General features: G+C 43.5%; 21 protein-coding genes and 2 pseudogenes. 17 read left to right on the top strand and 6 right to left on the bottom strand.

Annotated elements, in window-relative coordinates:
- The first annotated feature begins 663 nt into the window (after window positions 1-663).
- From IM319_RS11055 to IM319_RS11030, 6 genes and pseudogenes are all read left to right on the top strand, one after another.
- Complete coding sequence (locus IM319_RS11055) at window positions 664-2355, top strand: iron uptake porin (protein ID WP_287735615.1); 1692 nt, start codon at window positions 664-666, stop codon at window positions 2353-2355.
- A gap of 151 nt (window positions 2356-2506) precedes the next feature.
- On the top strand, window positions 2507-4282 hold the full coding sequence (gene pyk, locus IM319_RS11050) for a pyruvate kinase (RefSeq protein WP_287684788.1): 1776 nt from the start codon (window positions 2507-2509) through the stop codon (window positions 4280-4282).
- A 391-nt stretch (window positions 4283-4673) separates the two neighbouring features.
- A complete protein-coding gene (locus tag IM319_RS11045; RefSeq protein WP_287735614.1) occupies window positions 4674-5486 on the top strand; it encodes a HEAT repeat domain-containing protein in 813 nt (270 codons plus the stop codon).
- Window positions 5487-5540: 54 nt separating this feature from the next.
- Complete coding sequence (locus IM319_RS11040; protein WP_287735612.1) at window positions 5541-5972, top strand: DUF29 domain-containing protein; 432 nt, start codon at window positions 5541-5543, stop codon at window positions 5970-5972.
- A 148-nt stretch (window positions 5973-6120) separates the two neighbouring features.
- Window positions 6121-6234, top strand: a pseudogene (locus tag IM319_RS11035) (DUF29 family protein); the annotation flags it as partial.
- Between the two features lie 108 nt (window positions 6235-6342).
- The gene (locus IM319_RS11030; RefSeq protein WP_287684781.1) at window positions 6343-7431 is read left to right on the top strand and encodes a DNA methyltransferase; all 1089 of its coding nucleotides are present in this window, start codon (window positions 6343-6345) and stop codon (window positions 7429-7431) included.
- On the opposite strand, the gene IM319_RS11025 is transcribed toward IM319_RS11030, so the two are convergent.
- The gene (locus IM319_RS11025; RefSeq protein ID WP_287684782.1) at window positions 7397-8314 is read right to left on the bottom strand and encodes a hypothetical protein; all 918 of its coding nucleotides are present in this window, start codon (window positions 8312-8314) and stop codon (window positions 7397-7399) included. The two genes, IM319_RS11030 and IM319_RS11025, sit on opposite strands and share 35 nt — an antisense overlap.
- Window positions 8311-8574, bottom strand: a complete 264-nt coding sequence (locus tag IM319_RS11020; protein ID WP_287077488.1) for a helix-turn-helix domain-containing protein — start codon at window positions 8572-8574, stop codon at window positions 8311-8313. The genes IM319_RS11025 and IM319_RS11020 overlap by 4 nt, the downstream gene beginning before the upstream one ends.
- Before the next feature lie 167 nt (window positions 8575-8741).
- Between IM319_RS11020 and IM319_RS22500 the strand changes: the two are divergent.
- The 9 genes and pseudogenes from IM319_RS22500 to IM319_RS10980 form a co-directional block, all read left to right on the top strand.
- Window positions 8742-8843 (top strand): annotated as a pseudogene (locus IM319_RS22500) (DUF29 domain-containing protein); the annotation flags it as partial.
- 149 nt (window positions 8844-8992) lie between these two features.
- The gene (locus IM319_RS11015) at window positions 8993-9616 is read left to right on the top strand and encodes a HEAT repeat domain-containing protein (RefSeq protein WP_287735610.1); all 624 of its coding nucleotides are present in this window, start codon (window positions 8993-8995) and stop codon (window positions 9614-9616) included.
- A gap of 62 nt (window positions 9617-9678) precedes the next feature.
- Entirely contained in the window at window positions 9679-10452 is a 774-nt protein-coding gene (locus IM319_RS11010) for an ABC transporter permease (protein ID WP_002761938.1), read from the top strand.
- Between the two features lie 159 nt (window positions 10453-10611).
- Window positions 10612-11505 carry an ABC transporter ATP-binding protein gene (locus IM319_RS11005; protein ID WP_287735608.1) on the top strand — a complete coding sequence of 298 codons (894 nt, stop codon included), beginning with the start codon at window positions 10612-10614 and terminating at the stop codon, window positions 11503-11505.
- Window positions 11506-11641: 136 nt separating this feature from the next.
- On the top strand, window positions 11642-12121 hold the full coding sequence (locus IM319_RS11000) for a hypothetical protein (RefSeq protein WP_286827365.1): 480 nt from the start codon (window positions 11642-11644) through the stop codon (window positions 12119-12121).
- A gap of 403 nt (window positions 12122-12524) precedes the next feature.
- On the top strand, window positions 12525-12806 hold the full coding sequence (locus IM319_RS10995; RefSeq protein WP_286824626.1) for a DUF2470 domain-containing protein: 282 nt from the start codon (window positions 12525-12527) through the stop codon (window positions 12804-12806).
- 54 nt (window positions 12807-12860) lie between these two features.
- A complete protein-coding gene (locus IM319_RS10990) occupies window positions 12861-13073 on the top strand; it encodes a hypothetical protein (RefSeq protein WP_002761887.1) in 213 nt (70 codons plus the stop codon).
- A complete protein-coding gene (locus IM319_RS10985; protein WP_287735607.1) occupies window positions 13070-13423 on the top strand; it encodes an NINE protein in 354 nt (117 codons plus the stop codon). Before IM319_RS10990 ends, IM319_RS10985 begins: the two co-directional genes overlap by 4 nt.
- 6 nt (window positions 13424-13429) lie before the next feature.
- Window positions 13430-14116 (top strand): helix-hairpin-helix domain-containing protein, encoded by a 687-nt coding sequence (locus IM319_RS10980; protein ID WP_287078054.1) that lies wholly within the window; start codon window positions 13430-13432, stop codon window positions 14114-14116.
- 15 nt (window positions 14117-14131) lie between these two features.
- Here the strand turns inward: IM319_RS10980 and IM319_RS10975 are convergent, their stop codons facing one another.
- Entirely contained in the window at window positions 14132-14908 is a 777-nt protein-coding gene (locus IM319_RS10975; RefSeq protein ID WP_287735606.1) for an SDR family NAD(P)-dependent oxidoreductase, read from the bottom strand.
- A 148-nt stretch (window positions 14909-15056) separates the two neighbouring features.
- Between IM319_RS10975 and isiD the strand changes: the two genes are divergently transcribed.
- Entirely contained in the window at window positions 15057-15269 is a 213-nt protein-coding gene (isiD, locus tag IM319_RS10970; RefSeq protein WP_002796844.1) for a protein IsiD, read from the top strand.
- A 164-nt stretch (window positions 15270-15433) separates the two neighbouring features.
- Window positions 15434-16432, top strand: a complete 999-nt coding sequence (locus tag IM319_RS10965; RefSeq protein ID WP_287735605.1) for an adenosine kinase — start codon at window positions 15434-15436, stop codon at window positions 16430-16432.
- Window positions 16433-16656: 224 nt separating this feature from the next.
- Here the strand turns inward: IM319_RS10965 and IM319_RS10960 are convergent, their stop codons facing one another.
- The 3 genes from IM319_RS10960 to IM319_RS10950 form a co-directional block, all read right to left on the bottom strand.
- Window positions 16657-16866, bottom strand: a complete 210-nt coding sequence (locus IM319_RS10960; protein WP_287078052.1) for a hypothetical protein — start codon at window positions 16864-16866, stop codon at window positions 16657-16659.
- Window positions 16853-17344 (bottom strand): type II toxin-antitoxin system VapC family toxin, encoded by a 492-nt coding sequence (locus IM319_RS10955; RefSeq protein WP_287735604.1) that lies wholly within the window; start codon window positions 17342-17344, stop codon window positions 16853-16855. The genes IM319_RS10960 and IM319_RS10955 overlap by 14 nt, the downstream gene beginning before the upstream one ends.
- A gap of 262 nt (window positions 17345-17606) precedes the next feature.
- On the bottom strand, window positions 17607-17789 hold the full coding sequence (locus IM319_RS10950) for a DUF5615 family PIN-like protein (protein ID WP_287735603.1): 183 nt from the start codon (window positions 17787-17789) through the stop codon (window positions 17607-17609).
- Window positions 17790-17974 lie beyond the last annotated feature (185 nt).

Genomic DNA, 17974 nt, shown 5'->3' with positions numbered 1-17974 from the left:
TGGTCAACTACCTAATTTTCAGGGAAAAAGTACCTGAATTTTCCCCCTGATCACTCCCATGCCTGGTACTTTTTGATTGACAAAAAGTCTAAAAGTCTTACCCAACAAGGTTTTTAGATTTATTCAGCAGACCCTATTTATGTCCGACTACTTACTTGTCCCTAAAACTGGTTTCTAGCAAGGCTTTCAAACAGGATCGCTTGACATAAAACCTGATTTAGGGGTTACAAAGGTGAGATGCTCCCAATCAGTGAACTGAAAACTCACATCTGATAACTGATCACTGAAAAGGCTGATGGCTGAGATTTTAACAAAATCTTTAGGTTTTGCCTATTGACAGGATTGACTAAATGTGGTGCAAGGGTTTCGAGCATTTTAACCTGATTTCTTGATGGCTTTTGAGCGATCGCTCTTGTTGGGAAGTTAATCGCCGCAAGTCTGAAAGGAGGGATTTTCATTGATTCACATCATAGTTAATTTGTCAAGTGCGTAAGTCCTAATCTTAATAAGATCAGACAGAAATTTTTCTGTCATATCATAAAATTAACTTAACCTAGCCAAGAGGGAATTAGCATAGAATGTGAGTATAATTCAGGCTAAACATATAGTCTGTTTGTATTCATAGTCCATTCAATCCATAGAATAAGGTGTGAGGATTGACCCATGTCAAAACTATTCAAGAATTTAGTAAAGGTAACTCCTTTAGTATTAGGTGCTTCCGTAGCGGCTGCTGGCAGCGCAGTGGCTCAGACTATGCCGGGGACACCTCAACTCAAGGTTGATCCAGTAGCGCAACAACAACTCGATCGCATTCAGCGCGCCCAAAATAGTCAGCAGATTAATACGGGTGTTTATCAGGGTTCCATGTCCCAGGTGACTAGCGTTAACCAACTGCGGGACGTATCTCCCACCGCTTGGGCCTACGAAGCATTAAGAAGCCTTGTAGAGCGTTATGGTTGTATCGTCGGTTATCCTGATCGTACCTTCCGAGGCGATCGTGCTACCACCCGTTGGGAATTTGCCGCCGGTTTAAACGCTTGTTTAAACGTCATGGAACGTTTAATTCAAGATGGTGTCGCTGTACTCAGAGAAGATATCGATAAATTAAAACGTCTTGTCGCTGAATTTGAAAGCGAACTAGCGGCTTTAGGCGCTAGAGTAGATAACCTGGAACAGCGCGTTTCTTTCTTGGAAAACAATCAATTTTCCACCACCACCAAACTCAGAGGTGAGGTAATCTTCAGTATCGCCGATAGCTGGGGTGGTCAAGCTTCCATTAACAATACTGACGGTACGGTGACTGCGGGCAGCAATCAAGATGAAACTCAAACAGTATTTAATAATCGGGTACGACTCAACTTTGAAACCAGCTTCACTGGTAAGGATATGTTAAGAACCCGTTTACAAGCGGGTAACTTTAACAACACTTTCAACCAAAACGGTCCGACGAGAACCAACATGACTCGTCTAGCATACGATAACGGCCGGGACAACGATGTCACCATCGATGACTTGTTCTACCGCGCTCCCATCGATACTCCCTTCGGTAAAATCACCATTTGGGTTGGTGCTAACGAGTTAAACCTAGATGACGTTTTCATCACTGCTAATCCCTTCCTCGCCGATAGCGGTACAGGTGCTTTATCTCGCGGTCAACGCTACAATAACATCGTCTTCCGTGGTCCCGATGGTGTGGGTGCGGCGGTCAGATTCAATATCGGGGATGTTTTCCAAGTCACAGGAACCTACCTAGCTAGTGGTGGCACTAATGGAGCCAGCAATCCTAACCCTGGTAGCGGTTTATTTAACGGTTCCTACAGTGCTGGTGCTCAGGTTGGTTTCTCCTTCATCAAATTTGCCGATATTAACTTCGTCTATGTTCGCAGTTATCAAACTGCAGCCAGTATGAGTTCTGGTTTATTCGGTAACGTCAGCAGCCCTCTGACTGAGCGTCCCTTCGGTAACGTTGCCACTGTAGCTAACCGTTTTGGTTTACAGGGTAGTGCCCAAGTTATCCCTGGAGTCTTAAATATAGGGGCATGGGCTGGTTACGCCGATGCCTCGGCCACTGGTGTTAATAATGCGATCGGAGATAATAACACTGGTATCTGGTCTTGGAACCTTAATCTTTCCGTCCTCGATCTCTTTGCCGAAGGTGCGGCCCTTTCTTTAGGTGGTGGTCAAGTACCCCGTTCCGATAAAGAAAGCAGCACCTCTTACATGGTAGAAGCTCAGTATAAGTTCCCAGTCACCAAAAACATCCTGATTACCCCCGGTGCCTATGCGGTCTTCAACGCTAACAACGAAGGTAACTCCATTTTGGTCGGTGTCATCCGGACAACTTTCCGTTTCTAAGCTAAGTTGACGGACTCGAAAAAACGGTGGGATTTGTAGATCTCACCGTTTTTTTACTTTTAACTTTTCACTGGATATAACCATTTATGAGAAGATGGGCGAAGCGTACCAAACGCCGCTATACTTACTTCGCCTATTTAGTTGCTTATCTATGCACTCTCTGTCTTTCCCCCGTCGCACTAAAATTGTGGCCACGATTGGCCCAGCCTCGCAAAATAAGGAAACATTACGTCAGATGATCAAGGCGGGGGCGACGACTTTTAGATTAAACTTTTCCCATGGCGATCACGATTACCATCGTCACACCATTAACCTGATCCGTCAGTTAGCCTTTGAACTCAATCAACCCATTGGCATCCTTCAGGATCTACAGGGTCCAAAAATTCGCTTAGGTAAATTTGCCTGTGGGTCGATCACCCTGAAACCGGGGGAACCCTTTATCCTTACTTCTAGGGATGTGGAATGTAATCAGGAAATAAGTTCCATTAGCTATCCCTCTCTGGCCCAAGAAGTCCCGGAAGGTTCCAGAATTCTCCTCGATGATGGTAAAGTCGAAATGCGGGTGGAATCAGTGGATCGCCTGAAAGGAGACCTGTCCTGTCGTGTAGTGGTTGGGGGTGTCTTATCCAGTAATAAAGGGGTAAATTTTCCCAACGTCTATCTGTCGGTGAAAGCTTTAACCGATAAGGACAAAAAAGATTTAATGTTCGGACTGCTGTGGGATGTGGATTGGATTGCCCTTAGTTTTGTGCGTAATCCCCAAGATATCCTCGAAATTAAAGAATTAATCGCCAGTGCGGGTAAATCTATCCCCGTAATCGCTAAAATTGAAAAACACGAAGCGATCGAGGAAATGGAGGCAATTTTATCCCTCTGTGATGGTGTGATGGTGGCTAGGGGAGATTTAGGAGTAGAATTACCAGCCGAAGACGTGCCAATCCTGCAAAAACGCCTGATTAATACCGCTAATCAGCTAGGCATCCCGATTATCACCGCCACTCAAATGCTTGACAGTATGGCCAGTAATCCTCGTCCCACCCGCGCCGAGGTTTCGGACGTGGCTAATGCGATTTTAGATGGCACTGATGCGGTCATGCTTTCCAATGAAACGGCTGTGGGTCATTATCCCATCGAAGCAGTGGCAACTATGGCCCGCATTGCCGAAAGGATCGAACGGGAACAGATCAATAGTGCCGCTCGCTCTAACAATAAACAATCGATTCCTAACGCTATTTCCTCGGCAGTCAGTCAAATTGCCGAACAATTGGGGGCAGCGGCAATTATTACCCTGACAAAAACCGGCTCTACTGCCCGTAATGTCTCCAGATTTCGCCCCAAAACCCCGATTTTAGCCGTTACTCCCCATCGGGAAGTGGCACAGCAGTTACAGCTAGTTTGGGGCGTAAAACCGATGTTATTGCTCGATTTACCCTCCACTAGCCAAACTTTTCAAGTGGCGATGAATCTCGCCCAGGAAAATAACCTCCTAGCGGATGGTGATTTAGTGGTGATGACGGCGGGAACTCTGCAAGGGGTGGCCGGTTCCACGGATTTAATTAAGGTGGAAGTGGTAAAATCCCTTTTGGGCAAGGGTACGGGTATCGGCCAGGGTGTGGCTAGGGGCCGGGCGCGGGTAGCCCATAATGCCCGAGAAGTGGGTAGTTTTAGTAGTGGGGAGATTTTAGTCGTTCCCACCACCAGCGCCGAATATGTGGATATGATGCGGAAAGCTGGCGGAATTATCACCGAAGATACCGCCATGAACAATCACGCCGCTACTATCGGGTTAAAATTGGGTATTCCTGTGATTGTCGGGGTTAAAGATGCCACGAAAATTATCCGCGAAGGGGTGATCATTAGTCTCGATGCTCAACGGGGTTTAATTTATTCTGGTATTGGCAATGGCGCGGGAACTATGAAAAACTGAGTCGGTTATCAGGGGATAGGGGATAGGGGATAGGGATTAGGGAAATGGGGAAATGGGGAAATTCAACTAATATCCCAAAACCCCAACACCCTAAAACGCCAAAATCCCAAAACCCCAACCCCCAACCCCCAACCTCCAACCCCCAACCCCCAACCCCCAACCCCCAACACCCAACCCCCAACACCCTAAAACCCCAAAACGCCAAAACCCCAACCCCCAACCCCCAACCCCCAACCCCCAACCCCCAACACCCTAAAACGCCAAAACCCCAACCCCCAACCCCCAACCCCCAACCCCCAACCCCCAACCCCCAACCCCCAACCCCCAACACCCCAAAACCCCACACCCCACACCCCACACCCCATACCCCAACACCTATTTTCACTTGTCTATGAGCGATTCTTACTCTGCTGCCGTCGATAATCCGGCCTATACTGTTGAACAAGCGATCGCTAATATCCAGCAAAGAGAAGACCTAGGAGCGCGTTATTATGCTGCTTGGTGGTTGGGTAGATTCCGCGTTCGTCAACCGGAGGCGATTTCGGCGTTAATTGCCGCTTTAGAGGACGAAAGCGATCGCACTCCCGATGGCGGTTATCCCCTGCGACGCAATGCCGCCAGCGCTTTAGGGAAATTAGATGATCTCAGTTGTGTTCCCGCTTTGATTGCCTGTCTCGACTGCGAAGATTATTATGTGCGCGAATCGGCCGCCCAGGCATTGGAAATGCTTCAGGATCGAAGCGCGATCGCACCTTTAAAGCAACTATTAGAGGGTGGCATCGAAGTGGCCGTTTTAGTGGCGGGAAAACCCCATTTAGTCCAACCCTACGAAGCGATTATCGAAGCCTTGGGAACCCTGCAAGCAACGGAAGCGATTCCCCTCATCGAACCGTTTTTACAGCATTTCGTCGAAAAAGTGCGTTATGCGGCTGCCCGCGCCCTCTATCAACTCACGGCTAACCCCCACTATGGCGATATTCTGATTAATGCCTTGCAAGGGGAAGAATTACAGCTGCGTCGTTCTGCTTTAATGGATTTAGGCGCTACGGGTTATCTGCCGGCCGCCCCTGCGATCGCTAATACTTTGGCGGAAAATAGTCTGAAACTGGTTGCTCTCAAGGAACTTTTAGAAACCCATCTAAAAACTAATTCTAGCAAGGAAAATCTCTCCGAAATTCTCACTTTAATGGATGGTTTATTATAATCAATAATTGGTTATTTTGTATCTAAATTCAAACGGATAAAATCCAGAGTTTTTATGCTAATTCAAACTGATTATATCGGCTGGCTGAACGAAACAATCACTCTGTTAAAACAAAAAAACTTTGATCAAGTTGACTGGGAAAACTTGATCGAGGAGATAGAAAGTTTGGGCAGAAGTCAAAAACGTGAACTCCGCAACCGGTTAACCACCATCTTAGAACACTGCCTCAAACTCTGCTATACTGATTACGTTCAAGATTATCGAGGTTGGCAAGAAACTATCGGGCGCAGTCAACGGGAACTAGAAGAACTTTTGAGCGATTCTCCTAGTTTAAAAACCTACTGGGATCAAGTATTTTTAGATTGCTATGGCACGGCTTTAAAAAGCTTGCGAGATAACCCCGATTATCAATCCTTTAACTTTCCCGATGATTGTCCTTTTCCCCAAGAAGTTAGTCAGATTTTACAGAAAAAAGTTTGGCGATAAAATTATCTTTAAAAGTTTGTTGGTGGGGTTAGGAGACGGTCAACTCTGAGACGATGTCCGCTCAGTTCATACTTCATCTTTATGAGAAATGCTGTAAATAATTGGTTATTTTATATGAAAATTCAAACTCATAAAATCCAGAGGTTTTATGATCACTCAAACTGATTATGTCGGCTGGCTAAACGAAACAATCACTCTGTTAAAACAAAAAAACTTTGATCAAGTTGACTGGGAAAACTTGAGCGAGGAGATAGAAAGTTTGGTAGTCTTAGGCTAAGTTTCTAGGTCATTGGTTTATGGGGTAGCCAAATATCCTAAAACAGGATAGAGTATTGATATTCATACTGTTTATAAGACGATAAAAAAATCCATGGATATACCTGAGCCTTCCCATAGCCTGCCAAGTATAAAAAAGAATAAAGCAACAAGCACTGTTGGGCGTGGAAAAACTGTCCAACTTACTGAGAAACTGGCTTTTTCAGCTTGGAATAACAGCAGTGTTAGTCTGAGTCTTGGTAATAGCATTGAACATTATGATTCTTGGGAACAACCTATAGTAATAATCTCAGACGGAGGCTACGGTCTTTTAGGATTTGAAGGTGATACATCAGATCATCTTGACTTACCTGAATGGTATGAACCTCATGTGGAAGCTTGGTCTAAGTTGGCCTTGCCAAATACAACTCTTTGGTTTTGGAACTCAGAAATTGGCTGGGCTGTGGTACATCCAATACTTGAGAAATTTGGTTGGCGATATGTTAATTGTAATATATGGAATAAAGGAAAAGGTCATATTGCAGGTAATGTCAACACAGAAAAAATAAGGCGTTTTCCAGTTGTTACAGAGGTTTGCGTCCAATACGTTAGAGAAGTCAAAATTGCTGACTTAACACTTAAAGAATGGCTCCGAAAGGAATGGTTAAGATCGGGCTTACCTTTGCGTCAAGCTAATTTAGCTTGTGGTGTCGCAGATGCGGCAACAAGAAAATATTTTGATCAAGGACATTTATGGTATTTTCCCCCACCGGAAATGTTTGAAAAATTAGTTTTCTATGCCAACGAACACGGAAACCCAGAGGGAAAACCCTATTTTTCTAAAAATGGCCAGCGTCCTTTAACAGGTAAAGAGTGGGAGAAGATGCGCTCTAAATTTAATTGCCCTCATGGTTTTACAAATGTTTGGGATCGTTCAGCTTTGCGCGATGATGAACGAATTAAGTCTCAGGATGGTAAAGCTGTTCACTTAAATCAAAAGCCACTGGATCTGATGAAATTAATTATTGAAGCTTCAAGTGAGCAACAGGATGTGGTTTGGGAACCATTTGGGGGGCTTTTCAGTGCCTCTTTAGCTGCCAATATCCTGAATCGAAAAGCTTTCGCTTGTGAAATTGACGAAACTTATTTCTATTATGGAGTCAAAAGGTTTAGTCAAGTAGTTCATCAATGTTCCCTTCTTTAATGCCAAGGTGTTCCCTGAAAGCAGATTTAATTAACTCCTCTCGACGACTAGCTAAAAGCCTGTTCCACTGTCCAACTTCCATTCCAGAGAACTGTGTTCGATAAACACGCTTTTTAAAATCCTCAATTCCTGGATGTACAATCCTGTCCATTTTAGCAAAATTGGTGTCTAATCTGTATTTGAAGCGAGTGATCAGTTCCCGTAAGAGCATTTGATACTCTTGTGTAGGCTGATAAATTCTTCCATCATTTCCCCAAGAATTAACTATTTCTTGAGCTTGAAATAGTTCTTCATCCGTTCCTTGAAATTTGTATCCATTAGTATTTGTTTGCTGCAAATTTGCTGTTCTTTGGGTTGTATCTTCAGGTTCTAGAACAAGGTAATCAGGAGGATTATGATAGTGGTCATCTCTCGCTTTAGCCACTGAAAAGCCAGAGACAACGCATACATCTAGAATCTTGGGTTTGCCATAAATTACCGCTTCGGGCAGCCAAGCTATTAGGGAAACGTAGGTTTGATCAAACCGAAAATGATTTTGACTATCTTTGAAACGGGCTGTTATTTCAGTAGCTAATGGGAACCATGCTTTTATTTCTAATCCGGGGGTAGGCTGGATGCTACCCATGAAGACAGTATCAGGAAATCCTGGATCTTGTCTTTTCCATTCACCAAACGGCGCAAATATTTCCTGCTTATTCAAAAACTCAACAGTGTTAAATTCAATCAGATTTCCCAATAGTGGTGATAGCTTTGAAATTACTTTGGCTAAATTAACTGCTGCAGCAACCGATATTGGTCTAGCAATGTCTAATAGGTCAAATCTATGTCCAGACAAATCATCTAGATATTGCGATGCAAGGCTAATAACATCTTCTGTATTCATAACCCTTCCCCAGAAGATGTGGGCTGACAAGCTTGCTCAACTTGCCTTAAAATTTCGCAAGGATCTACACCGATTACACGACTAACCAGAAGGAACTCAACGACATCTAATCTTCTTTCACCATTTTCGTATTTGGCAACGAAAGATTGCGGCTTTTTGATGGCTTTAGCGAGGGCTGCTTGCGTTAAATTCGCATCCTTACGAGCGGCGATCAGGCATCGACGAAAGACATGGTACTCTGGGCTAAAAATAGATTTCATCGTGCTTTAATTAGCACAGAAGTTAACAATTCCAACATAAACCTATTTTAGGATAATCCCAAAATGGGATTTTAACTTCCCTACGGCCTTAGTAAACAGCTTGACACCCCTAGTGTAGCGGACGGTATGGATTCTTTGGTACAATAACGGAGGTTACTCGCTGCTAAAGCTTGCGAGATAACCCCGATTATCGATCCTTTAACTTTCCCGATGATTGTCCTTTTCCCCAAGAAATTAGTCAGATTTTACAGAAAAAAGTTTGGCGATAAAATTATCTTTAAAAGTTTGTTAGTGGGGTTAGGACATAAGAATCAGTCGTCAGGAGATTATTTTTATTTATTCTCCCTTCTCCCCACACCCCACACCCCACACCCTACACCCCACACCCCTAACCCCTCATCCCCTCTACTGATAACCAATGCTTCCTACCGTTGAAACTTTAATTATTGCCGTCGAAAAAGCCGACTCAGCTAACGGGTTGCTGACAGCCGTAGAAAATCTAGCAGCGGCTAAAAGTGAAGCGGCAATCCCCACCCTCACCGATGTCCTAAGATATAACAACCCCGGTGCCTCCGTGGCAGCCGTGGATGGTTTAATCGCCATCGGCAAGGCGGCGGTTCCCTATTTACTGGCCAACCTAGACGGTTATAATTATGGGGCGAGAGCTTGGGCAACCCGCGCCCTAGCGGGAATTGGCGATGTGCGAGGATTGGACTTATTGCTTGAGGCGGCGGTGAGTGATTTTTCCTTTAGCGTGCGGCGGGGGGCGGCTAGAGGCTTAGGAAATATAATTTGGTCTGATTTGGAGGAAAGTCGGGTTTCTGAGGCTCAGAATGCAGTTTTTACGGCACTGAAGCAACTTTTGCAAGGGGATACAGAGTGGGTGGTTAGATATGCGGCGATCGTTGGATTGGAGGGGTTAGGAACTGCGGCGGTGGCATTTCGCAGGGCGATTCGGGAACTTTTAGGACAGATTCGGGAGACAGAAGCGGAAATAGTGGTAAAATTGCGCGCCGATCAAGCTCTGGAACACTTACAATAAGCCTAAGTCGAAAGTAGAAAAACTTATTTCTCTACAGGGAGAAACAATTACACTAACATTCTATGAAATATTGGCAGGAAATTTTAGCGATCGCTCAACGAATTTTAGTGGAATTAATCCGGCGCGGGCGTAGCTTAATCCTCTGGGGCATTTTCCCGATCCTTGTCCTGCTCTTAAATGGCTATATTATGGCAGAAAAAGGCAAAATTGAGCTTGCCGAGGCAATGGCTCTGGCTACTCCTCCTACCCTCGTCGGGGCGGCACTTTTCTTTAGTTGTTTGGGGGGAACCGTGGCGACGGTAGTAGCAGAAAGGGAACAACAAACGATTAAACGGTTATTTTTATCGCCTTTAAGCGGTGTTTCCTATTTTATCGGCATTTTTCTCGCCCATTGTGCGATTGCCGCCTGTCAGACAGTTTTAGTTTATTCTATTGCTAAACAGTATGGAGCCACTTTTAAAGGCTCAATTCCTCTAGAATTATTAATTATTTTTCTTAGTATCACCGCCTATGTGGGTTTAGGATTTATCCTCGGTACTCAACTGGCGAAAAGAACAGAAGATGTTAATGCTTTGGTGGGAACTTTTGGGGTTCCTTTATTAATTTTAGGCGGCGTTTTTCTCCCAACTGCTTTATTCCCCGACAATATTCTATCTCTGGCTAAATATAACCCGATCTACCACATGAATGAAGCTTTAATTGCTGTTTGGGCAAAGGGCGAAAATCTGCAAGATATTAGCTCTCATTTTCGTTTTCTCTGTCTTTTTGCTCTAGCTATGGTAGCAGGTGGTTGGCTTACCTATCGACAAATGTTAAACCTTGAACGCCGACTGTAAATCAGTTATCAGTTATCAGTTATCAGTTATCAGTTATCAGTTATCAGTTATCAGTTATCAGTTATCAGTTAGAAAAGGCAAGAGTATTGATTAATTTGTCTTCCCATGTCTCCCACTCCCTAATCCTGACTCCTGACTATCCTTATTACTTTATTACAAATGCTGACTATTAATAATGTCAAAAAAAATTACGGAAGACGCTTAGTATTAGATCAATTAAACTTTCATATTGAAGCGGGGGAAATTTACGGTTTACTCGGTCCTAATGGTGCAGGAAAAACCACCACTATTAACTTAATTTGTAATTTATTAAAACCCTCATCGGGAGAAATTACCTTTAATTATTTGCCAATTTCCAGAGTTACTAAAGAATTAATTGGGGTTGCCCCGCAAGAAAATTTATTGTACAAATCCCTTACTTGTGAGGAAAATCTCAACTTTTTTGCTCAGATTTATGGACTCGATCGCACCCAGCGTCGTCATCGGATTAAAGCCAGTTTATCCGCAGTAAATTTGCTTGATCGCGCCCGTAGTCCAGTGGAAACCTTAAGCGGTGGAATGCAGCGCCGGATGAATATTGCCGTGGCTATTGTTCATCAGCCAAAATTATTAATTCTTGATGAACCATCTACCGGTTTAGACATCGAATCTCGCTATGAAATTTGGGATTTAATCGGAGAATTACGGCGCCAGGGAATGACAATTTTATTAACTACCCATCTCCTCGATGAAGCACAGCGTCTCTGTCAACGTATCGGGATTTTAAAACAAGGTCGTATTATTGCCGAAGGTAATTTAAATCAGCTGCGTCAACACATTCCTGCGAAAGAAATTATTATCATGGATACCCAGGATCAAGAAGCGGCAATAAATCGAGGTAAACAATTAGGATTTACTCCCAAATTTTACGGAAAAGATTTAGCTTTTTGGTTACATGAACATCTAGAATTAAGCGAGATTATTCGGGCATTCGACGGCATTAATATTGATTCTATCGCCCGTCAGACGATACAGTTAGAACATATTTATATGGAAATTATGAATCAATTTTAAACCCGTTTTTGAGAATTCAGGTTGATTATCGGCATTTTTTTCAGTAATTGGCCTCAATTAAGCTAAATCGCCGTTTTTTTAGCGTCATGATCATCTATAATTTTTGGATAGGTTCTATTAATTGGAGACGAAATCAATGATGAAATTAACTTCTATCACTGGCTTATTGGGTCTATCGGCGGTATTATTAAGCTCACATCTACCGGCAGCCGCGCAAAATTGTCGGCCACTTTCTCTATTAGGGGGTGAAGGTAGTGAAGTTACGAAAACCGTCTCACAACCCACTGTTCCAGGTCCTTTCGGTGTTATCATAACTCGTAATAATTGGAATACCGATTGGGCAGTTCCGGGGGGTAGAAGTTTTCAGAGGTTTATCGTTACGGTTTCTGTCCCCCGGGCTGCCTCCTTTGATATCCGGCTGTTTCTCAAGTATAGCGATCAAACTAACGAGGAATTTTTTAATACTAATGGAGTACGAATCGAACCCGATAAACCCTTAACAATTACTGCCACAGTACGGGCAAATGATCAACCTTTTTTAGTCAATCTTTTTGTCAATGGTATTCAGCACATCGGTAATACCTACACCGCTTCTGTTGTCGGTTGTGAACGATAAAATATATAGGGTGTGCTGAAAAAGTTTTTTCTGGGGGCAGGGTGTGGGGTTTTAAGCTAAGAGGCATTTTAACCACCTATCCGATTAGCTGAATCTCACCCAATCCCTTTACTGTTGCCTCTTGTCTCATCTCAACAGGCAATTTAACTGCGCGGGTAGCCCCGGATCTTACTCTGTACCCCGATTGACCTTCAGTGGGACAATTAGATCAATGCACAATTAAGGATTTTTGTCAAGAAAATAATATTAAACTTATTATTGATACCTGCCATCCCCAAGCTCAAATTATCTGGCAATTAGCGATTAATTAAGCTACCCTAACTAATATCCCCCCCCATTTGCCTCGATTTAGAACTGGCTTTTATCCGTCCCCACCTTATTATCGATTTTTTTCGAGAATATTATGTCTGAAACTATCACTCCCACCATTAGCGATCGCATCTGTAAACACATGAACAAAGATCACGGTGATGCCGTGCTTTTCTACGCTCAAGTTTACGGTAATATTACCGATGCAGAAACCGCTCAAATGCTCTCCATCGATCCCCAAGGCATGGATTTAGTAGTAGAAAAATTAGGGGAGAGTCAAACAATTAGAATAGCTTTCGAGCGCACCCTAGAATCAGCCAAAGATGCCCATAATATCCTCGTTGAGATGCTAAAAGTTAATCAAACCACCCCTTGACAAAGATCGATTTTGCGACTATCACCGAAAAAGACCAACCTAGAGAATTAGCCCATGAATCAGGTTAATAGTACGGGAATAAAAATACCCAAGTCTGGCTGGCGTTTACTGCCTTTTTTAGTCTTGGGTGTGCTAGTTTTTGCCTTTAATTCCTCCCTAGAATTAAATTATCTAGTCAAGGGTTATATTACTCTCTTGGAATTACAGACAGGCATCGTGGTTTTATACTTTCTTCTGGCTAAATTAGGGAAATCTCAAAAATTATGAGAAATAGAACTATAGCGGCTTTACTAGCCTTTTTTCTCGGTTATCTTGGCATCCATAAGTTTTATCTAGGGGAGAATTTGGCAGGTGTTCTCTATCTACTTTTCTTCTGGACTTTTATCCCCGGCATCATTGCTTTTTTTGAATTTATTGGTTTAATCATCATGTCAGATCAAGCTTTTGATGCTAAATACAATCCTAACTATCTCACCAGTAGTAGAGAGCGAGGACTGCCGGAATCAGGTCAGCAAAAAACTGCTACTTTATTCCAGCTTAAAAAACTTTATGATCAGGGAATTATTACTGCTGAAGAATACGAAGAAAAACGCAGAAAATATTTAGATTCTCTTTAAAAAAATATGTCTAATCTCTCTCCTCGCCCTCCCGAATCTTCTGAGTGGATCTGGCTATCTTTAGTCCCAGTTTTCGGTGGGCTTGCCATTGCTAATGCTGGCAAAAAAACTAATAACCAAAGTTGGTTATCCGTCGGCATTGCCTTGACAATTATCTCCCTTATTTTCCTTACACAAGAGTCTTTTATCGTAATTTGGTTTGCCCAAATCGGCCTGGGTTTATACATCCGTCAACAGCTTAATTCCCATCCAATAGCTTCGGCAAATAGAACCGATTCCAGACAGTCATCATCTCCTCTCGAAAAAATTGATATTAACAGCTGTTCCACCAACGATCTGGTTCATAAATTAGGGTTGCCGATTGTCTATGCCAATGATATCGTTTCTGTCCGTAATGAAGGACATATTTTTACCCATTTAGAAGAATTACACTTCTTGGCTGGCCTACCAGAAAATTATCTCAAAAAATTGGAACCTTTGATTATCTTTGCCTACGATATTCGCCAAGAAGTTGACGTTTCTTGGCGTTGTTTAAACTACCACTCCGTTGAGGAATTAGTCAATCTCGGTCTTGACTTTTCCCTGGCCGATAAAATTGTCGCCGAAAGAGAAAAAAACGGTGTCTATCGTTCGGCGATCGAAGTGAGAAACCGTACAGGTATTCCCTTAAAATCCTATCAGCAATTGCTCTAATTAGCTTGATTCTAGTTATACCTTGAATTGCTTTTCTAGCAAAGACACAATCCAACTTCTGGGTAAAAAACGGGGCAGATTGACGATAATTTTATTAGCAAATTTACCGGCTACCACGTTGGGGCGTTTGTTTGCCAAGGCGGTTAAAGCCTCTTGTACCACCACTTCCGCCGAATCTAACCGGCCGTTTTTGCCCATAAAAGCCCTGGGAAATCGGGCTACCTCAAAAAAATTCGATTCCGTCGGACCGGGGCAAAGAGCGAGAATTTTAACGCCTTTGTCTTTATTTTCTGCCCAGAGAGACTCGCTAAAGCTGAGGACAAAGGCTTTTGTCGCCGCATAGACGGAAAGATAGGGCAGCGGTTGAAACCCAGCAATGGAAGCAACATTGATGATTGCCCCCCCGGCGCCGGCAAGCATCGGACGGAGAAAATAGTGGGTTAATTCCACCAGTACCAGATTATTTAACTGGATCATTTCTAACTGTCGGGCTAAATCCTGCTCGCTAAAAGCACCATAATCACCAAAACCAGCATTATTTACCAGTAAATCGACGTTGATTCCTTTTTGGTTCACCGTATCATATACTAGCTTTCCCGCCCCGGCAACGGTCAGATCTTGAACGATAACTGTCACTTTTACCCCGTATTGTTCCTCTAATTCCGCCGCTAATTGTTCTAGTTTATCTCTGGATCTAGCGACTAAAATTAGCTCCATTTGCCGTTGAGCAAGTTGACGAGCAAAGACGACACCGATACCAGTAGAAGCACCGGTAATGAGGGCTGTTTTCATAGAAGATCAACTAAAAATAGCTTTTTTTCTGGAATTGTACCACAGTGAACCTTCCATTTACAGTTCTTAACTTGGCGGGGAAGGCATTTTTTCAACTCAGAATATATGTTAGGCTAGAAATAGAACAAAGGTCGAGGAAGGTGCAGAAATGACAGTTATAAGCTTCACTGATCAAGATATTGCCAAGTATACCGCCGCTGATATTGCTTCTTTAGCCGAACGACTAGAAAAAGATGAGTATAGCAACCCCTTCGAGGCTTTGCGGGATTGGCATCTGTTGCGAGCGATCGCTTTTCAAAGGCAGGAATTAGCCGAATCTTATCTTTATCTGTTGGATCTAGAAGCCTACGATGAGGCTTAAAGTTGCTTGGTTAAACAAAACTTAACACAAATTACTGGGGGTGTGAGACTAGCACACCCATTATTTTTGATTATGGTATTTTCTGGCTGAAAAAAGCCCCTAGCTTTTTGCTCCTTATTTCCCTACTATCAGTAACAAAGTATTTTTAGGCGATCGACTAAATTATGGGCAAACAATACAACGTTTATGGGATCGGTAACGCACTCGTCGATATGGAATTTCAAGTCTCTCCTGAATTACTGCAAGAATTGGGCATCGATAAAGGAGTGATGACGCTGGTGGACGAAAATCGTCAAACCCAGTTGATGGAAAAATTGGCTTTTGATTGTAAACGCAGCGGTGGCGGATCGGCGGCTAATACCCTAGTAGCGATCGCTCAGTTGGGGGGTAGAGGTTTCTATTCCTGTAAAGTGGGTAATGACGAATTAGGCAAGTTTTATCTACAAGATCTGCGCGCCTGTGGTTTGCATACCAATGAACACGGTGGCGAAAAAGAGGTGGGAATCACGGGAAAATGTCTAGTTTTCGTGACTCCTGATGCCGATCGCACCATGAATACTTTTCTCGGCATCACCGGGGAAATTTCCGAACGAGAATTAGTCCCTTCAGCGATCGCTAATGCCGATTATCTCTATCTCGAAGGTTATCTCGTCACCTCTCCCACTGCCAAAGCTGCCGCTATTAAAGGGCGAGAAATTGCTCAGGCTGCTGGAGTCAAAACCGCTTTATCCCTGTCGGATCCCAATATGGCGATCTTCTTCCGGGAGGGATTACTGGAAATGATCGGAAAGGGGTTAGATTTCGTTTTCGCTAATGAGTCGGAAGCTTTGACTATTTCCGGCAGCGAGGAAATCGAGTCAGCGATCGCCTATTTTAAAACCATTGCCAAAGGATTCGCTATCACCCGGGGTGCCAGTGGTTCTTTAATCTATGATGGCGAAAATCTCCTGGAAATTGACCCCCATCCCGTACAGGCGATCGATACCGTCGGTGCGGGGGATATGTATGCAGGTGCGTTTCTCTACGGTATTACCCACGGTATGGGTTACAAAGGAGCGGGAAATCTCGCTTCTCTGGCAGCCTCGCGGGTGGTTTCTACTTTTGGGGCGCGTTTACAAACCGAGGAAATTCAATCCCTGCGCGATTCGATCGTTTTGGGATAGGTTTTGTCGGTGATCAGCTTTCAGTCAGTAGTCAGGTTTTTTCTCCCTGCTCCCTGCTCATAGACAGTCTTAACGAGTAATCCAGATAGTCATACTAAATCCTCTTTAAAAGGTATAGGAGAGTGGGAAGTGGGGGGAAGGGAGCGGGTTTTTCAAGTGGGATTGGCAGTTAATCATGCTATTAAAAAACGATTCAGTATAACGGCTAAGTTGAGCCGCCACGATTAGATTTGAGATTCTTGTGGTTCATCCTGTTTTGGTCGGCTCCAACGACTTGTTAGACCTTGCTTTGGTGGTAAGCTGACTACCTGCCTGCCACTTTCTGCTTGTCTTTTTTGCCAATCTACAAACATTGCATCCAAATCGTAGTTAAAGGATTTAGCGTGTTCTTCTCGAAATTTATGAATTTCATCCAAAATTTCATCTTGCCACATCGTTATAATCTCCTAAAAGTTCGTAAGGAGTACAAATTATGGGTAACTCGTATCCCAAATCAAGACTGATCTCTGCCAACTTCCTCTGAATTTGAGCGTTGGCAATATGTTTACAGTTCCATGTTAACAAGTAATCTAGCCCGTGGACAGTCGCCGCAGCAATGTGAACCTCATCATCAGAAGCTTTGGGAGGAAGATTGCTTCGCATAAGAAACTGGGTTGCCAAGTTGCGTACAGCCTGATTGAGTTCAACCAAGGGCAATTCATTGAGAATTTCTAATCGTTTCAAAGCAATCTCAGCATCTCCTTTGGCTACTTCAACCAAAACAACCTGTGAAATATAGAGAACAAAATCATTACGACGATTTTGCCACCAGTCTCGTGTTGTTTCGATATTCCCCGCAATAATCAGGTTTTTGGTCGATCTGGCTGTTAGATAACCAATAATACTGGTTTCAATATAGACGGTTTCGCTCACGGCAATCTAGAAAATCCATCCAATGCCTATTCTACAGCATTTAATCTTGGTTTCAAAGGTGTTGGGTAACAGTCGTCAACCTAACCTTGTATGTGAAATATTCACAGTCAGCATAACGTTTCCGTTCACCCACCGCTAGTAACTTCTTGGACTCAACCAAGAGACTGAATACGGTCGGTGTGCAACGGTTAGACATCAGACACTAATGGTAAACGACGAATACGAATACGGCTTGGCTCAACCGTAATAGCTGATCCTTGTTCTAAATCCTCAAAAGATTCGTAAGTGCTTGGGCGCGTAATCTTTCAACCCGAATGCGAATGACTGAAGGAGTATTCGCTACATCAAGTGCCAGCAATGTATGAAAATCCGCATCGAGAGTAGCAACAACCCGTCCTTCGTCTCTAGCCCTTTGGATAATGTCTGAGTCTTCAGCTTCAGACATCCCTATTTCACCAACATGGATAGTGTCGATTCCAGCATCACGTATTGACACTCCCGTCGCTAAAAGCGAGGGATTCTTGGTTCATTGAGTTTCCTTAATCTGACAGGACGTATCCAACCAAACCAGAGGGAATCTCTCCCCAAGCGTGAGTTCCGGTATGCCCTACCGTACTTAGTCCCTTTTTG

The organism is Microcystis sp. M113S1, assembly GCF_020246945.1.
In the GTDB taxonomy this organism is placed as follows: Bacteria; Cyanobacteriota; Cyanobacteriia; order Cyanobacteriales; family Microcystaceae; genus Microcystis.
This window is presented reverse-complemented; position numbering and strand designations above follow the sequence as displayed.

Bases quoted from the DNA above. Each gene is read 5' to 3' on its own strand.
- IM319_RS11030 (WP_287684781.1), top strand. From the start codon at position 6,343: ATGGATATACCTGAGCCTTCCCATAGCCTGCCAAGTATAAAAAAGAAT.
- IM319_RS11040 (WP_287735612.1), top strand. From the start codon at position 5,541: ATGCTAATTCAAACTGATTATATCGGCTGGCTGAACGAAACAATCACT.
- IM319_RS10965 (WP_287735605.1), top strand. From the start codon at position 15,434: ATGGGCAAACAATACAACGTTTATGGGATCGGTAACGCACTCGTCGAT.
- IM319_RS11005 (WP_287735608.1), top strand. From the start codon at position 10,612: ATGCTGACTATTAATAATGTCAAAAAAAATTACGGAAGACGCTTAGTA.
- IM319_RS11015 (WP_287735610.1), top strand. From the start codon at position 8,993: ATGCTTCCTACCGTTGAAACTTTAATTATTGCCGTCGAAAAAGCCGAC.
- IM319_RS11055 (WP_287735615.1), top strand. From the start codon at position 664: ATGTCAAAACTATTCAAGAATTTAGTAAAGGTAACTCCTTTAGTATTA.
- IM319_RS10960 (WP_287078052.1), bottom strand. From the start codon at position 16,866: ATGTGGCAAGATGAAATTTTGGATGAAATTCATAAATTTCGAGAAGAA.
- pyk (WP_287684788.1), top strand. From the start codon at position 2,507: ATGCACTCTCTGTCTTTCCCCCGTCGCACTAAAATTGTGGCCACGATT.
- isiD (WP_002796844.1), top strand. From the start codon at position 15,057: ATGACAGTTATAAGCTTCACTGATCAAGATATTGCCAAGTATACCGCC.
- IM319_RS11010 (WP_002761938.1), top strand. From the start codon at position 9,679: ATGAAATATTGGCAGGAAATTTTAGCGATCGCTCAACGAATTTTAGTG.
- IM319_RS11020 (WP_287077488.1), bottom strand. From the start codon at position 8,574: ATGAAATCTATTTTTAGCCCAGAGTACCATGTCTTTCGTCGATGCCTG.
- IM319_RS11045 (WP_287735614.1), top strand. From the start codon at position 4,674: ATGAGCGATTCTTACTCTGCTGCCGTCGATAATCCGGCCTATACTGTT.
- IM319_RS10985 (WP_287735607.1), top strand. From the start codon at position 13,070: ATGAGAAATAGAACTATAGCGGCTTTACTAGCCTTTTTTCTCGGTTAT.
- IM319_RS10995 (WP_286824626.1), top strand. From the start codon at position 12,525: ATGTCTGAAACTATCACTCCCACCATTAGCGATCGCATCTGTAAACAC.
- IM319_RS11000 (WP_286827365.1), top strand. From the start codon at position 11,642: ATGATGAAATTAACTTCTATCACTGGCTTATTGGGTCTATCGGCGGTA.
- IM319_RS10990 (WP_002761887.1), top strand. From the start codon at position 12,861: ATGAATCAGGTTAATAGTACGGGAATAAAAATACCCAAGTCTGGCTGG.
- IM319_RS10980 (WP_287078054.1), top strand. From the start codon at position 13,430: ATGTCTAATCTCTCTCCTCGCCCTCCCGAATCTTCTGAGTGGATCTGG.
- IM319_RS11025 (WP_287684782.1), bottom strand. From the start codon at position 8,314: ATGAATACAGAAGATGTTATTAGCCTTGCATCGCAATATCTAGATGAT.
- IM319_RS10950 (WP_287735603.1), bottom strand. From the start codon at position 17,789: ATGTCTGAAGCTGAAGACTCAGACATTATCCAAAGGGCTAGAGACGAA.
- IM319_RS10975 (WP_287735606.1), bottom strand. From the start codon at position 14,908: ATGAAAACAGCCCTCATTACCGGTGCTTCTACTGGTATCGGTGTCGTC.